Here is a 15,610-nt window from a genome sequence, read left to right as displayed (position 1 = left end):
ACGGAAACCCAGCGTGACCCATCCAGACCTCCAGGCAGACGTCCTCGTCGTCGGTGCCGGGCTCGGCGGCGTCGCCGCGGCGCTCGCGGCGGCCGAGCGGGGCGCCCGCGTCGTCCTCACCGAGGAGCACCCGTGGATCGGCGGGCAGCTCACGTCGCAGGCGGTACCGCCGGACGAGAGCGCGTGGGTCGAGCGGTTCGGCGTCACCGCGCGCTACCGCGCCCTGCGCGACGGCATCCGGGACGTGTACCGCCGGTCGTACCCGCTCACCGACGCCGCGCGCACGTGGGACGCCCTCAACCCCGGCGCCGGCTGGGTCTCCAAGCTGTGCCACGAGCCGCGCGTCGCGGTCGGGGTGCTCGAGGAGATGCTCGCGCCGTGGCGGTCCGCGGGTCGGATCCGCCTGCTCGAGCGCGTGCGCCCGACGGCGGCCACGACCGACGGCGACCGCGTCACCTCGGTGACGCTCGAGCGGGTCACGGGGAGCGTCGAGAGCGGCGACAGCGCTGCCAGCACGGTCGGCGAGCGCGTCACCGTCCACGCCGCGTTCGTCGTGGACGCGACGGAGACCGGTGAGCTCCTGCCCCTGACGGGCACGGAGTACGTCACCGGGTTCGAGTCGAACCGCGAGACCGGCGAGCCGAGCGCGCCGGACGAGGCGCAGCCGGACAACGTGCAGGCGCTCAGCGTGTGCTTCGCCGTCGAGCACGTGGACGGGGACCACACGATCGACCGCCCGGAGCGGTACGACTTCTGGAGCACCTACACCCCGGGCCCCTGGAACGGGCGACGGATGCTCTCGTGGGAGGCACCCAACCCGCGCACGCTCGCGATGGACGTGCGGTCGTTCACGCCGAACCCGGGCGACGACGCGCGCGCGGTCGACGCCGACCAGTCGAAGAACCCCGGCGACGGCAACCTGTGGACGTTCCGGCGCATCGCCGCGCGCGACCTGTTCGCGCCCGGCCACTACACGAGCGACCTGTGCCTCGTGAACTGGCCGAGCATCGACTACTTCCTCGCGCCGGTGCTCGACGTGCCGCGCGACGTCGAGGAGGCGCGGATCGCGGACGCCCGCCAGCTCAGCCTCTCGATGCTCTACTGGATGCAGACGGAGGCTCCCCGCCCCGACGGCGGGACCGGCTTCCCGGGCCTGCGGCTGCGGCCCGACGTCATGGGCTCGGCCGACGGTCTCGCCCAGGCGGCCTACCACCGCGAGTCGCGCCGCCTGCGCGCGGTGACGACGGTGACGGAGAACGACGTCTCGTACGCCGTGCGCGGGGACCGGGGCGCGACACGCTACGACGACTCCGTCGGGCTCGGTATGTACCGGATCGACCTGCATCCCTCGACGGGCGGCGACACGTACATCGACGTCGCGTCGAACCCGTTCGAGATCCCGCTCGGCGCGCTCCTCCCGCAGCGCGTGACCAACCTGATCGCGGCCAACAAGAACATCGGCACGACGCACATCACCAACGGCTGCTACCGCCTGCACCCGGTCGAGTGGAACATCGGCGAGGCCGCCGGCCACCTCGCGGCCCACTGCCTCGCGACGGGGCGCACGCCGCACGCCGTCCAGTCCAAGGCCGACCTGCTCGCCGACTACCAGGACGAGCTCGTCCGGGCCGGCGTCGAGCTGCGCTGGCCCGCCGAGGCACACCCCTACTGACGCGGGCCCCCGCCCGCACCGACACGGCCACCCTCAGTCCGAAGGAGAACTGATGACCCCCCTGACCCCGCGCCGGAACCCGACCCGGCGGCGCCTCGTGAGCGCACCCCTGGCCGCAGGCGGCGTCGCGCTCGCACTCGTCCTCACCGCGTGCTCCGGCGGCGGCGACGACGTCGCCGGCGAACCCAGCACACCGAGCGAGCCCGTCGAGCTCCGCATGACCGTCTGGACGGCGGACGAGACGCAGCTCGCCCAGTTCCAGGAGATCGCCGACGCGTACGTCGCGGAGAACCCCGACCTCGTCTCGGGCGTGACGTTCGAGACGATCCCGTTCGAGGACTACACGACGTCGCTCACCACGCAGCTCGCGGGCGGCAACGCCCCCGACCTCGCGTGGATCCTCGAGAGCTACGCGCCAGAGTTCGTCGCGAGCGGCGCGCTCGTGGACGTCGCCCCCAAGCTCCAGGAGACCGAGGGGTACGAGTTCGACGACCTCCTCGACTCCTCGCTCGCGCTGTGGGAGAAGGACGGCGGGCTCTACGCCTATCCGTTCTCCAACTCGCCGTTCGCGATGTTCGTCAACACCGACCAGGTCGCCGCCGCGGGCCAGCCGAACCCGGCCGACCTCGTCGCGTCGGGCGACTGGACCTACGACCAGGCCCGCGACATCTCGGCCGCTGCCGCCGCGACGTCGGGCAAGCAGGGCCTCGTGGTGCGCGACTTCGACTTCAAGGTGTGGGAGAACCTGTCGACGATCTGGGACGGCTGGGACGCGGCGCCGTGGAGCGAGGACGGCACGCAGTGCACGTTCACCGACCCGGAGATGGTCGACGCGCTCACGTGGGTCCACGACGCGACGTTCGTGGACAAGGCGATGCCCGGCCCGGGCACGACGGCCGACTTCTTCGCCGGTGACTCCGCCATGACGATCACGCAGATCAGCCGCGCGTCGTCGCTCGACGACTCGTTCGCGTGGGACGTGGTGCCGCTGCCCGCAGGACCGGCGGGCCAGCAGAACGTCATCGGCCAGGCCGGCATCGGCGTCTTCGCCGCGGGCGAGCACCCGGACGTCGCAGCCGACTTCCTCGCGTGGTTCACCAACCCGGAGAACGCCGAGACGCTCGCGGCCTACTTCCCGCCGCCGCGCGAGTCGCTCCTGAACGCGGAGACGCTCGGCGCGGCCAACCCGAAGCTCAGCGAGGACCAGCTCCAGGCGGTCGTCGTGGACGGCATCCAGGGCGCGGTGACCAAGCCGTCGCACCAGAACTTCGCGAAGCTCCAGGACACGGTGCGCGCCCAGCTCGACGCGCTGTGGACCGCGGACGCCGACGTCGAGGGCGTCCTCGCCGACACCTGCGCGGCGATCCAGCCCTTGCTCGGGGACTGAGCGTGGCCTCCTCCGCACTCGCACGACGGGACGCGGCCGTGGGGTACACCATGGTCGCGCCCGCCGTGCTCGGCGCGCTCGCGTTCGTCGTCGCGCCGCTGGTCGCCGTAGTCTGGTACTCCCTGCACGAGTGGAACGTCCTCGCGAACACGTTCACGTTCGCGGGTGCCGACAACTACGAGCGCATGCTCTCCGACCCCGGTCTGCACGACTCGCTGCTCGCGAGCCTGTGGTTCTCGGTCGGCCTCGTGGTCCTCAACATCTCGCTCGCCCTGCTGCTCGCGGTGCTGCTCAACCAGAAGCTCCCGGGCACGACGACGTTCCGCACGTTCTTCTTCTCGCCGGTCGTGGTGTCGCTCGTCGCCTGGACGATCGTGTGGAGCTTCCTGCTCCAGGCCGACGGCGGGATCAACGGGTTCCTGTCGCTGCTCGGCATCGAGGGCCCGAACTGGCTGCGCGGCGAGACGACGGCCATGATCTCGGTGATCGTCGTCCAGGTCTTCAAGAACGTCGGCCTCAACATGATCCTGTTCCTCGCGGCGCTGCAGGGGGTGCCGGAGGAGATCCAGGAGGCCGCGCGCATCGACGGCGCGGGGGCGTGGCGACGTTTCCGCTCGATCACGCTCCCGCTCATCAGCCCGACCCTCCTGCTCGTGTCGATCCTCACGATCGTCGGCTCGCTCGAGGTCTTCGCGCAGATCGCCGTGCTGACGGGCGGCGGTCCGGGGAGCTCGACGACCGTGCTCGTCTACTACCTGTACCAGCAGGCGTTCCGGTTCAACGACTTCGGCTACGCGAGCGCGATCTCCGTCCTGCTGTTCGTCATCGTCCTCGTCCTGACACTCGTGCAGTGGCAGACGCGCAAGAGGTGGGTCTTCCATGAAGTCTGACGTGATGCCCGGCCCGGCCACGCTCCCGGGCGCGGACGGCGTACCGGCTCGGCCCGCGCCGTCGGGCCCGGGCGACGGCACCGACGGGCCGCGGCACGCACCCGCCCGCCGGGACCGGGCCGCGCGCTCGCGGCGTCGCTGGGGTCGCTGGGCGCTCGTGGCGCTGCTCGTCGTGCTGAGCGTCCCGTTCGTGTTCCCCACGTGGTGGATGGCGACGTCGAGCCTCAAGCCCATGAGCGAGATCCTGCGGGCCGTGCCGACGCTGTGGCCGCAGGACCCGTCGTTCGCGGCGTACGGGGAGGTGTTCCGGCTGCAGCCGTTCGCGCAGCAGTACTGGAACAGCCTCTACGTCGCGGCGCTGGTGACCGTCGGGACCATCCTCGTGTCCTCGATGGCCGGGTACGCGTTCGCGCGCATCCGGTTCCCGGGGGCGAACGCGCTGTTCCTGCTCGTGCTCGTCGGCCTGCTCGTGCCGTCCGAGGTGACGATCGTCCCGCTGTTCCGGATGGTCAACTCGCTCGGGCTCATCGACACGCACTGGCCGCTCGTGATCATCCCGATCCTCGGGGCGCCGAGCGTCCTCGCGACGTTCATCATGCGGCAGTTCTTCCTCGGCCTGCCGGGCGAGCTCGAGGAGGCGGGGCGCATGGACGGCCTCGGGCGCTGGGGGATCTTCTGGCGCATCGCGTTCCCGCTGTCGCGCTCGGCGATCTCGGCCGTCGCGATCTTCACGTTCCTCAAGTCGTGGAACCTCTACCTCGAGCCGATCGTGTACCTGTCCAGCAAGGACCGGTTCACGCTGCCGCAGGCGCTCACGCAGTACGTCGACGCCTACGGGGGCCCGATGTGGAACGTGCAGCTCGCCGCGACGACGCTCACGGTGCTGCCGGTCCTCGCGGTGTTCCTCGTCGCGCAGAAGCAGTTCGTCCAGGGCCTCGCCCACTCGGGCCTCAAGGGCTGACCGCCCCTCCCGTGAGTGCAGGAGACAGCCGCGAGCTCCTCGCGGATCCGCGACCATTTCCTGCACTCACGGGGTGCGGCCTAGGCTCGACGGCGTGGCTCATCTTCTCGGCGCCGACGGCATCTCGCTGACCGTCGGTACCCGCACCCTGCTCGACGACGTCTCGCTCGGTCTCGACGACGGCGACCGCGTCGGCATCGTCGGCCCCAACGGGGCCGGCAAGTCGACGCTCCTGCGGCTGCTCGCGGGCACGCAGCAGCCCGACGGCGGCCGGGTCACCCGGGTGGGCGGGCTGCGGGTCGGCCTGCTCGACCAGCGCGACGACGTCGGCACCGGCGCGACGATCCGCGACCTCGTGCACGGCGACGCCGCGACGCACGCGTGGGCGTCGGACGCGAGCATCCGCACCGTGCACGCCGGCCTGCTGGCCGACCTCGACCTCGACGCCCCCGCGGACACGCTGTCGGGCGGGCAGCGGCGCCGTGTGGCGCTGGCCGCACTCCTGGTCGCCGACCACGACGTCCTGTTCCTCGACGAGCCGACCAACCACCTCGACGTCGAGGGCGTCGCGTGGCTCGCCGCGCACCTGGGCGACCGGTTCGCGCGCCCGGGCGCGAAGGGTGCGCTCGTCGTGGTGACGCACGACCGCTGGTTCCTCGACGCCGTCTGCTCGCGCATGTGGGAGGTGCGCGGCGACGGCTCCGGCGCGGTCGAGGGGTACGAGGGCGGGTACGCCGCCTACGTGCTCGCGCGCGCCGAGCGCCAGCGGACCGCGGCCGTCGCCGCGGAGAAGCGCGACAACCTGCTGCGCAAGGAGCTCGCGTGGCTGCGCCGCGGGGCACCCGCGCGCACGTCCAAGCCCAAGTTCCGCCTCGACGCCGCCGCGGCGCTCATCGCCGACGTCCCGCCCCCGCGCGACACGCTCGAGCTCACACGCACCGCGACCAAGCGGCTCGGCAAGGACGTGCTCGACCTCGAGGACGTGACGGTCGCCGTCCCCGTGCGCGGCGCGGCCGGTGCGGACGGGGCCCGGCGCGTGCTGCTCGACGACGTCACGTGGCGCCTCGGGCCGGGCGACCGGTACGGCGTCGTCGGGGTCAACGGCGCCGGGAAGACGACGCTGCTCGCCCTGCTCGCCGGGCGCCGCGAGCCCGACGCAGGCCGCGTCAAGCGCGGCAAGACCGTGCACGTCGCCGAGCTGTCCCAGGACGTCGGCGAGCTCGACGACATCGCCGGGTCGCGCGTCATCCAGGTGATCGAGGACGAGAAGCGTTCGGTCGTCGTCGACGGCAAGGAGCTCACGGCCTCGCAGCTCGTCGAGCGGCTCGGGTTCACGCGCGAGCGGTCGCAGACCCTCGTGCGCGACCTCTCGGGCGGCGAGCGGCGCCGCCTCCAGCTCCTGCGCCTGCTCGTCGCCGAGCCCAACGTGCTCCTGCTCGACGAGCCGACGAACGACCTCGACACCGACACGCTCGCCGCGCTCGAGGACCTGCTCGACGGCTGGCCGGGGACGCTCATCGTCGTCTCGCACGACCGCTACCTGCTGGAGCGCGTCGCGGACCGCCAGGTCGCGCTGCTCGGGGACGGCCAGGTGCGCGACCTGCCGGGCGGCGTCGAGCAGTACCTCGAGCTGCGGCGCGCGGCGCTCGCGGGGGCCGGGTCGTCGTCGAGCGGCTACGCACCCGCGGCGGCAGCCGGGGTCGACCGTGGTGCGGAGGGCACGCCGGACGCGGTCGCCCCGGCCGGTCCGAGCGCTGCCGAGGTCCGGGCCGCGAAGAAGGAGATCAACCGCATCGAGCGGCGGCTGTCGAAGATCGCCGAGCTGGAGGGCCGGCTCCACGACAAGATCGCCGCGAACGCGACGGACTTCACGGCGGTCGCGGGGCTCGACGCCGAGCTGCGCACGCTCGCGGCGGAGAAGGACGAGCTGGAGGCGGCGTGGCTCGAGGCGGCCGAGGTCGCCGGCTGACGAGCCCGCGCGGTGAGGCGTTTCAGCGCCGCAGGAAGCCCATCCGGTCGTCGGGGTCCACGCGCTCGAGGATCGCGCCCGCGATCTCGTCGAGCTGGCCGACCTGCTCGGGGGTGAGCACGTCGATCACGTGGTCCCGGACGGTGGCGACGTGGCCGGGGGCCGTCGCGACGACCTTGTCCCACCCGGCGTCGGTGAGGTGCGCGTTGGTGGCGCGCCGGTCCTCGGGGCACGGGACGCGCTCGACGAGGCCGCGCTTCTCGAGCCGGGCCACGACGTGGGAGAGGCGGGGGAGCGTCGCGTTGGTGGCGCCCGCGAGGTCGGTCATGCGCAGGGTGCGGTCGCGGGCCTCGGAGAGCATGGCGAGCACGTAGTACTCGAAGTGGCTGAGGTCGGCGTCGCGCCGGAGCTGGGAGTCCAGGACGCCCGGGAGCAGCTCGACCACTGCCACGAGCCGCTTCCACGCGTCGAGCTGCTGGTCGTCGAGCCAGCGGGGTTCTGTCGTCATCGGGCCTCCTCCGGTGTGACCATCGTAATAGTTGACGCTACAAGTTTAGCGCCGTATCGTCTGGGTTGTAGCAACAACCAATTGCCGACCGTGCGGCCGGCGCACGAAGGGAAGCCACCATGAGCAGCATCACCATCATCGGCGCAGGCAACATGGGCACCGCGATCGCCGGCCTCGCGCTCGCCGCGGGCAGCGAGGTGCAGGTCCTCACGCGCGAGGCGACCGACCTCGACCCCCGGGTCGCGGCCGGGACCGTCGGCGACGAGCTCAAGGGCGACGTCGTCGTCCTCGCCCTCCCGTACGGGGCCCTCGCGGAGGTCGTCGACCTCTACGCCGACCGCCTCGACGGCAAGGTCGTCGTCGACATCACCAACCCGCTCGACTTCGCGACGTTCGACGCCCTCGTCGTGCCCGACGGCTCGTCGGCCGCGGCGCAGCTCCAGGCTCGCGTCCCCGGCGCGCGCGTGCTCAAGGCGTTCAACACGAACTTCGCCGCGACGCTCGCCTCCGGGCAGGTCGGCCCGCTCCCGACGACGGTCCTCGTCGCGGGCGACGACGCGGAGGCCAAGGCGGCGCTCGCCGGCGCCGTGTCCGGGGTCCGCGTGGTCGACGCGGGCTCGCTGAAGCGCGCGCACGAGCTCGAGGCGCTCGGCTTCCTCCAGCTCACCCTCGCCGCCGGCGAGAAGACGTCCTGGACGACGGGCTTCGCGCTCGCCGAGTGACGCGTCTCCCGGAGGAACGACGGCGGCCGGCCACCCTCGGGTGACCGGCCGCCGTCGTGCCGCCGGGGAGTCAGCCGCGTGCCTTCTCCACGGCAGCCCGCGCGGTCTCGCGCTCGGCCTTCTCCGCCTCGCGCAGCGCCTTCTCGAGCTCGCGCACCTTCTTCTGCGCCTCCCGCACCCGGCGCTCGGCGTCGCGCCGCTTGAGCGTGGCCTTCTTGACCTTCGGGTCCTTGACGTGCACGGCCATCTCGACCGGTGCGACGGCGTCGCGCGGGTCGGGCTCCGCCCCGGCGCCGTGGGCAGGGCCGCCCGCGTCGGACGTCCCGTCCGGGGCGGAGGAGTCCCGTCCCGCGCCCGGGGCGCCGGCGGCCCGCGCGTCGACGTACACCGCGATCCCGTCGAGGACGCGCTCGAGACCCCACGCGGTGTCGTCGATCTCGCCCTCCTCCGCGTACGTCCCCGCCTCCACGAGCGGCCGCAGGTAGGGGAAGCGCACCTCGTCGACGAGGTCGCGCAACGCACCGCCCCAGCCGCCGCCCAGGACGGTCTCGTCGCCGCCGGCCGCGGTGACCGCGCGGGCCAGGTCGCTCTGCAGGCGGGCGGCGTTCCGCGCGTAGCCGCTCACGAGGAGGATGACCGACATCTTCTCCTCGTCGTCGAGCGGGGTGGAGCGCAGGGCGCGCAGCGCGCTGTCGGCCCCGCGCAGGTTGTTCGGCGTGAGGGGCGCGCCGGTCACCGGGATGTCGAGGAACCACGGGTGGGACGCGAACACCGCCATGGTGAACTGCGCCCACTCGCGCAGCTCCGCGCGCCAGTCCGCTGGCTCGTGCGCGGGCGGGTACTCGACGTCGAGCGCGGCCTCCTGCATGAGGAGCAGCAGGTCGTCCTTGCTCGTCACGTACCGGTAGAGCGACATCGTCGTGAAGCCGAGGCTCTGCGCGACCTTCGCCATGGAGACGGCGGCCAGCCCGTCGGCGTCGGCGATCTCGATGGCGGCCTCGACGATCCGCTCGATGCTCAGCTCGCGCTTCGGCGTGCGCTCGGGACGTTCGGCGACGCCCCACGCGAGCGCGAGCCGGGGCGGGAGGTCGGGTGCGTCCGTCATGCCCACATCATGTCTGGTATCCGGTCGAGCATGCGGCCGTCGCCCGCCCTGGGCCCAGGACGGACGACGGCCGCACGCTCGGCGACCGGGGTCAGCGGGCGGTCCGCCGGCGGTAGAGGACGGAGCCGGCGGCGCAGCTCACCGCGAGGAAGCCGACCAGCCACGCGATCGCGGTGAGGACCGTCGAGGCGTCGGGTGCTCCGGCCAGGAGTCCGCGGAACGTCTCGATGATCGGCGTGAACGGCTGGTTCTCGGCGAACCCGTGCAACCACGAGGGCATGGTGTCGATCTCGACGAAGCCCGAGCTGAGATACGGCACGAACAGGAAGAGGAAGTTCACCGACTGCGACGCCTCGACGCTCAGCACCAGACCGAGCGCGACGCTCAGCCACGTGAACGTGAGCACCGCGAGCACGGCGAACGCGACGAGGCCCAGCCAGTCGCCGAGCCCGGCGTCGGGCCGGAAGCCGAGCGCGAGCGCGACGGCCACGACGACGACCGCGGACGCGAGATTGCGTACCACGCTCGCCACGACGTGCCCCCACAGCGCGGACGGTCCGAAGATCGGCAGCGTCTTGAACCGGTCGATCGTGCCCGACGTCATGTCCTGCGCGACCCCCACGGCGGCCGTGGCCGAGCCGAACCCGAGGCACATGACGAGCACGCCCGGAACGACGTAGTCGATGTAGTCGTCCCCGCCGATCGCGCCGCCGAAGATGACGACGAACACGAGCATGATCATGACGGGCAGCGCGAACGCGGTGATGAGCCCGTCGACGCTGCGGAGCTGGCGGCGCGTCTCGCGCGCGACCATCGTGCGCACGTCGCGCGCGGCCGTCGCGGGCGTCTGCCGGGCGCGCGCGGCGGTGCGCGGCGGCCCCGTCGGGGCGGTGGCGAGCGTGGGCGTGGTGGCGCTCATCGGGCGCCCTCCTTCCGGGTCAGCGCGAGGAAGACGTCGTCGAGCGTGGGCTTGACGACGCTGACGCCGACGACCGCGAGGTCGTGGGCGTCGGCGGCCGCGAGCACGTCGCGGATCGTGCGGACGGGGTCGTCGCTCGGCGCGGTGAGGGACAGGTCCTTCTCGTCCGTGGCCGTGCGGGCGAGACCCAGCGTCGGCGCGAGCCCGACGGCGGCCGCGAGGCTCGCGGGGTCGTCGAACGCGACGCGCACGTGGTCGCCCGCGACGAGGGCCTTGAGCTCGGCGGCCGTGCCGCGCGCGGCGACGCGGCCGTCGTGCAGGACGGCGATCGTGTCGGCGAGGCGGTCGGCCTCCTCCAGGTACTGGGTCGTCAGCAGGACCGTCGTCCCGTCCGCGGCCAGCCCGCGGACCACGTCCCAGAGCTGGGCGCGCGAGGCGGGGTCGAGCCCCGTCGTCGGCTCGTCGAGGACGAGGACGGCGGGGTCGGCGACGAGGCTGATCGCCAGGTCGAGGCGGCGGCGCATGCCGCCCGAGTACGTCCCGACGCGCCGGTCGGCGGCGTCGGTGAGGTCGAAGCGGGCCAGGAGCTCGTCGGCCCGTCGACGCACCGCGCGCCGAGGGAGGTGGGCGAGCTCGCCCATCATGACGAGGTTCTCGCGGCCCGTCTGGAACTCGTCCACCGACGCGTACTGGCCCGTGAGGGCGATCGTCTCGCGCACCCGCGCCGCGTCGTGCGCGACGTCGGCCCCCGCGACGCGGGCCGTGCCGCCGTCGGGCCGGACGAGGGTCGTGAGGATGTTGACGGTCGTGGTCTTGCCGGCGCCGTTGGGCCCGAGCAGCGCGAAGATCTCGCCGCGGCGCACGGTCAGGTCGACGCCGCGCAGCACGGCGTGGTCGCCGTAGGACTTCTCGAGCCCCTGCACGGCGATCATCGGTTCGGTCATCGCCTTCTCCTTCTCGGTCGGACGTGCTGGCCGGTGTGCGGCGCACACTGACGTGTATGTCATAAACTATGTGTACACCATAAACACGCCTCGACGCGCGGGTCAAGGGCGTCGTGCCTGCCGAGGGAACGAGCGCGAGGTGGAGCCCTGGCCTCCCGAGGCAGAGCCGTGGTCGCGGGAGGTGGAGCCGCGGTGGGCTACCTCGTGTGCTCGCGGGGGGAGCCCGTGACGGCGAGGCCGATCCCCGTCATGAGCACGAGGGCGCCGAGCACGACGGCCACCGGGGTGGTCCACGTCCCCGTCGCCGTGTGCAGGGCGCCGGCGAGCGTCGGGGCCACGGCGGCGAAGCAGTAGCCGACCGACTGCACCGTCGCCGAGGCCTGACGCCCCCGGCGGACGGTCGGGAAGCGCTGCGCGACGAGCGTGAAGATGACGACGAAGTTCGCCGCCTGGGCGACACCCGCCATCGACGCCCACACCGCCCACAGGCCCGGGGCGACGAGCAGACCCAGGGGCAGCGTCAGCCACAGCACCGCGATCACGGCGAAGCTCTGCCGCAGCGACCAGCGTCGCGCCGCCAGCGGCACGGCGAGCCCGCCGACGATCGCGAAGCCCTGGAACAGCGACGCCGCGCCGCCCGACGCCGCGCGAGGGATCCCCGCGAGGTCCTCCAGGATGAGCGGCAGCCACGCCGTGAGCGCGTAGAAGCTCGACGACTGGAGCGCGAACATCGCGCACAGCCACCAGGTGAACGGCGTCGCCAGGACGTGGCGCTCGCGGGCGGCGGCCGGGTCGGTGCCGGTGACGCCCTCCGCGACCGCGGCGGCGAGGTCGCCGGGGTCGGAGGGCGCGTCCCCGCCCGACCCGCCGGCGTCGTCCGGCGCGTGCTCCGCCCCGTCGCCGGGCGCCGTCGTGCCCGACGCCGGCCCGCTCGCCCGGCCCGTCGTCGTCCGTCCCGTCCGGCTCGCCTCACGCGGGACGGCGCGGAGCCACCACACGAGCGCGACGACGGCGAGGACGGACCACGACGCGAGCGCCCAGCGCCAGCCGACGGCGTCGGCGAGGGGCGCGGTGAGCGCCGTGGTCGCGACGGTCCCCACGTTGATCGCGGCCGTGTACAGGCCGGTCACCGTCGCGACGTGCCCGGGGAAGTCGCGCTGCGCGATCATCGGGACGGCGAGGTTGGCCGTCGTGATGCCGAGCCCGAGCAGCACCGTCCCGGCGAACGTGCCCGCGGCGCCGAGGGCGGCGACGTCGGCCGAGCGCAGCAGGGTGCCGGCGAGGATCAGCCCGAGCGCGACCGCGATCGCGGTCCGCAGCGACGACCGCCCCAGCAGCCCCGCGACCGCGGGCGTCGCCACGGCGAAGCAGAGCACGGGGATGCCCGTGAGCAGGCCCGCGGCCGCCGCCGTGAGGTGCAGGTCCGCTGCGACGTCCGCGACGACCGGCGGCAGCGCCGTCAGCGGCGCGCGCAGGTTGACCGCGACCAGCAGCACCGCGACGAGCAGCACGCCGTCGATCCCGCCCCGAAAGGTGCTCGGGCGGGGCGGCCGGGACGGCGGCATCGGGCGGTGACCTCCAGGTGCGGGCGCGTGCGACGCCGCCCGCCCGGTCAGCCGGGCCGTCGGTCAGTCGTCGAACTGTCCTACGACTGTACGCAGGAGCGCCGCGAGCGCAGGGCGGCCGCCCGGCTCCAGCGCGTCGAGGATGCGCGCCTCCACCGCGAGCAGGTCGGTCATCGCCGTGTCGACCCGCTCCAGGCCCTCGGCCGTGAGCTCGACGAGCACGCCGCGGCGGTCGTCGGGGGACCGGCGGCGCAGCACGAGCCCGCGCTCCTCGAGCCGGTCGATGCGGTTGGTCATGGTCCCGCTCGTCACGAGCGTCTGCGTCACGAGGGCGCCGGGGGACAGGCGGTACGGCTCGCCGGCCCTGCGCAGCGCCGACAGCACGTCGAACTCCCACGTCTCCAGGTGCCCCCGCGCGAACGCCGTGCGGCGCGCGCGGTCGAGGTGCCGCGCGAGGCGGTCGACGCGCGAGAAGACGGTGAGCGGCTCGACGTCGAGGTCGGGCCGCTCACGCTGCCACGCCGCGACGATGCGGTCGACCTCGTCCTCGTGCTGCTGCTCCATGACGCGAGGGTACTCGACGTGTCTCGACATCAAGACTCTTGACGCCCGCCATCCACCTCGCCCACCCAACGCAACCACACGCCGTCGAGCACAACCACGGCTCTACCTCGCGCGACGGTTCTCCCGCGCCGCGGTCCCGGGTCAGGTGGTGCGGAGGGCGTCCTTGAGGCGGACGCGGGCACCGGTGCGCAGGACCGCGTTGGAGTAGATCTTCGCGGCGAGCCACACGAGCACCGGGATGACGGCGAGCGAGAGGCCGAGGGCGAGGAGCGCCTCCCAGGTCTCGGCGCTGCCGAGCGCGATGCGCACGGGCATGAGGAGCGGCGAGCACAGCGGGACGAACGACAGCCACACGACGAGCGGGTTGTCGGGAGCCCACGGCGCGACGGAGATGCCGACGACGTACGGCACGATCATGAGGAACGTGACGGGGGTCGTGACGGCGCCGACGTCCTCCTGGCGCGAGACGAGCGCGCCGAGGCCGGCCATGAGGAGCGCGTAGCTGACGAACCCGACGACGAACCACACGAGCGCCCAGACGGCCGCGGTGCCGAGGTCGATCGTCGACGTGTCGACGAGGCCGAGGCCGAGCGCGGTCCCGACGCCCGCGAGCACGACGAGCGCGACCTGCCCGAGCCCGACGAGGCCGATGCCGAGCACCTTGCCCGCCATGAGCTGCCAGGGCCGGACGGTCGAGAGCAGGAGCTCGACGACGCGGCTCGTCTTCTCCTCGACGACGCCCTGCGCGATGAGCTGGCCGCTGATCATGATGGCCATGAAGAGCAGGATCCCGGTGACGAGGCCGGTCACGTACCGGGTCGGGTCGAACTCGCTGGGCTCGCCGATCGTGCGCACGGTCGGCGCGGCGGTCGCGATGTCGCCCGCGACCTGGGCGGGGTCGCCGCCGAGGCTCGCGACGGCGTCGGACAGCGCGGCCTGCTGGGCGAGGGTGGTGAAGACGGCGGTGAGACCGGGGGAGAGCTCGGTGTCCACGACGACCGTGGGCGACTCGGCGGTCCCGGTGACGAGCGCGTCGAGGTCGCCGTCCTGCACCTGGGTCTCGCCCGCCGCGTCGTCGGCGACGTCGACGGTCTCGACCTCGGTCCCGAGGGTGGTGCCCGTGGCCTGGATCGACTCCGCGAGCGCCGCGGTCTGCGGCGTGACGCCGACGCGCTCGGCGGTCGGGCCGGACGAGCTCGCGAGGTTCAGCACCACACCGCCGAGCACGACCGCGCCGACGAGGACCACGGTGAGCCAGACGAACGACTTCGAGCGGATCCGCGTCGTGATCTCGCGGCCCGCGACGAGCCGGATCGCGCCCCAGGACGTCAACGAGGTCCCCGTGCTCATGCCCCCACCTCCACGGTCTCGGCGGCCGTCCCGGCCGGCTTCTCCTCGGCGCTCACGACGTCGCGGTACAGCTCGGTGAGCGACGGCCGGACGAGCGAGAACTCGTGCACCGGGCCCGCGGCGAGCGCGGCGCGCAGCACGGCCTGCTCGCGCCCGCTCGTCCCGTCGACGGCGGCACCGTCGCCCGCGGCCCCGTCGCCGTGCGCGAGCTCGACGACGGTGCGCGACCCCTCGAGGCTGACGGCCCGCGCGTCGGGCACGGCGCCGATCCACGTCGCTCCCGGTGGTCCGTCCACGACCCATCGTTCGGTCTCGGTCCGGCGCAGCTCGTCGATCGTGCCGACCTCCACCATGGCGCCGTCCTTGATGATCCCGACGCGGTCGCACAGGCGCTCCACGAGGTCGAGCTGGTGCGAGGAGAAGACGACGGGGACGCCTGCCTCGGCGCGGTCGCGCAGGACGCCGCTCATGACGTCGACGGCCACGGGGTCGAGCCCGCTGAACGGCTCGTCCAGCACGAGCAGCTCGGGGTCGTGCGTGAGCGCGGCCGCGAGCTGGACGCGCTGCTGGTTGCCGAGCGAGAGCTTCTGCACCTCGTCGCCGCGACGCGCGTCGACGCCGAGGGTAGTGGTCCAGCGTTCCATCGCGTCCTTGGCCCCCGCGGCGGACAGCCCGTGCAGCCGGGCGAGGTAGACGAGCTGCTCGCCCACCTTCATGCGCGGGTAGAGCCCGCGCTCCTCGGGCATGTAGCCGATGCGCCGCCGCGCGGCGAGGTCGATCGGCCTGCCGTCCCAGCGCACCTCGCCGCCGTCGGCGGCGAGCACGCCGAGGACGATGCGCATCGTCGTGGTCTTGCCCGCCCCGTTGGACCCCACGAAGCCGAAGATCTCCCCGGCACGCACGTCGAAGGACGTCCCGCGCAGGGCGCGCACGTCGCCGTAGGTCTTGGTCAGCGAGTCGATCTCGAGTGTCGCCATGCGCCCCAGACAACCACGGGCGAACGCGCGCGGCACGGGACAGATGTCATGTCCTCACCCTCCCGACGGAGGGGAGG

At 73.3% G+C, this 15,610-nt stretch carries 14 protein-coding genes; 6 read left to right on the top strand and 8 right to left on the bottom strand.

Going from position 1 to position 15,610, the window contains the following annotated elements; genetic code table 11:
* Nucleotides 1–13 precede the first annotated feature (13 nt).
* The 5 genes from JOE63_RS17790 (at nt 14) to JOE63_RS17770 (ending at nt 6,879) form a co-directional block, all read left to right on the top strand.
* Nucleotides 14–1,672: an FAD-dependent oxidoreductase gene (locus tag JOE63_RS17790; RefSeq protein WP_204542850.1), complete on the top strand. Its 1,659-nt coding sequence runs from the start codon at nt 14–16 to the stop codon at nt 1,670–1,672.
* 52 nt (nt 1,673–1,724) lie between these two features.
* Nucleotides 1,725–3,059, top strand: coding sequence for an ABC transporter substrate-binding protein (locus JOE63_RS17785; protein WP_204542848.1), 1,335 nt, complete (start codon nt 1,725–1,727; stop codon nt 3,057–3,059).
* A 2-nt stretch (nt 3,060–3,061) separates the two neighbouring features.
* The gene (locus JOE63_RS17780) at nt 3,062–3,949 is read left to right on the top strand and encodes a carbohydrate ABC transporter permease (RefSeq protein WP_307840200.1); all 888 of its coding nucleotides are present in this window, start codon (nt 3,062–3,064) and stop codon (nt 3,947–3,949) included.
* A complete protein-coding gene (locus tag JOE63_RS17775) occupies nt 3,939–4,910 on the top strand; it encodes a carbohydrate ABC transporter permease (RefSeq protein ID WP_239576744.1) in 972 nt (323 codons plus the stop codon). Before JOE63_RS17780 ends, JOE63_RS17775 begins: the two co-directional genes overlap by 11 nt.
* Before the next feature lie 94 nt (nt 4,911–5,004).
* On the top strand, nt 5,005–6,879 hold the full coding sequence (locus JOE63_RS17770) for an ABC-F family ATP-binding cassette domain-containing protein (RefSeq protein WP_087469733.1): 1,875 nt from the start codon (nt 5,005–5,007) through the stop codon (nt 6,877–6,879).
* A gap of 22 nt (nt 6,880–6,901) precedes the next feature.
* On the opposite strand, the gene JOE63_RS17765 is transcribed toward JOE63_RS17770, so the two are convergent.
* Nucleotides 6,902–7,387 (bottom strand): MarR family winged helix-turn-helix transcriptional regulator, encoded by a 486-nt coding sequence (locus JOE63_RS17765; protein ID WP_087469732.1) that lies wholly within the window; start codon nt 7,385–7,387, stop codon nt 6,902–6,904.
* Nucleotides 7,388–7,506: 119 nt separating this feature from the next.
* Between JOE63_RS17765 and JOE63_RS17760 the strand changes: the two genes are divergently transcribed.
* Entirely contained in the window at nt 7,507–8,109 is a 603-nt protein-coding gene (locus JOE63_RS17760) for an NADPH-dependent F420 reductase (RefSeq protein ID WP_204542846.1), read from the top strand.
* A gap of 70 nt (nt 8,110–8,179) precedes the next feature.
* Here the strand turns inward: JOE63_RS17760 and JOE63_RS17755 are convergent, their stop codons facing one another.
* From JOE63_RS17755 to JOE63_RS17725, 7 genes are all read right to left on the bottom strand, one after another.
* Entirely contained in the window at nt 8,180–9,214 is a 1,035-nt protein-coding gene (locus tag JOE63_RS17755; protein ID WP_204542844.1) for a TetR/AcrR family transcriptional regulator, read from the bottom strand.
* A gap of 91 nt (nt 9,215–9,305) precedes the next feature.
* A complete protein-coding gene (locus JOE63_RS17750) occupies nt 9,306–10,133 on the bottom strand; it encodes an ABC transporter permease (protein ID WP_204542842.1) in 828 nt (275 codons plus the stop codon).
* Nucleotides 10,130–11,077: an ATP-binding cassette domain-containing protein gene (locus tag JOE63_RS17745; RefSeq protein WP_087469729.1), complete on the bottom strand. Its 948-nt coding sequence runs from the start codon at nt 11,075–11,077 to the stop codon at nt 10,130–10,132. The genes JOE63_RS17750 and JOE63_RS17745 overlap by 4 nt, the downstream gene beginning before the upstream one ends.
* Before the next feature lie 197 nt (nt 11,078–11,274).
* Entirely contained in the window at nt 11,275–12,588 is a 1,314-nt protein-coding gene (locus JOE63_RS17740) for an MFS transporter (RefSeq protein ID WP_307840199.1), read from the bottom strand.
* 117 nt (nt 12,589–12,705) lie between these two features.
* On the bottom strand, nt 12,706–13,206 hold the full coding sequence (locus JOE63_RS17735) for a MarR family winged helix-turn-helix transcriptional regulator (protein ID WP_167551001.1): 501 nt from the start codon (nt 13,204–13,206) through the stop codon (nt 12,706–12,708).
* A 141-nt stretch (nt 13,207–13,347) separates the two neighbouring features.
* Nucleotides 13,348–14,556 carry an ABC transporter permease gene (locus JOE63_RS17730; RefSeq protein WP_204542838.1) on the bottom strand — a complete coding sequence of 403 codons (1,209 nt, stop codon included), beginning with the start codon at nt 14,554–14,556 and terminating at the stop codon, nt 13,348–13,350.
* The gene (locus JOE63_RS17725; protein WP_204542836.1) at nt 14,553–15,533 is read right to left on the bottom strand and encodes an ABC transporter ATP-binding protein; all 981 of its coding nucleotides are present in this window, start codon (nt 15,531–15,533) and stop codon (nt 14,553–14,555) included. The genes JOE63_RS17730 and JOE63_RS17725 overlap by 4 nt, the downstream gene beginning before the upstream one ends.
* Between the last annotated feature and the right edge of the window lie 77 nt (nt 15,534–15,610).

This window comes from Cellulosimicrobium cellulans (assembly GCF_016907755.1).
GTDB classification, from domain to species: Bacteria; Actinomycetota; Actinomycetes; order Actinomycetales; family Cellulomonadaceae; genus Cellulosimicrobium; species Cellulosimicrobium cellulans_D.
This window is presented reverse-complemented; position numbering and strand designations above follow the sequence as displayed.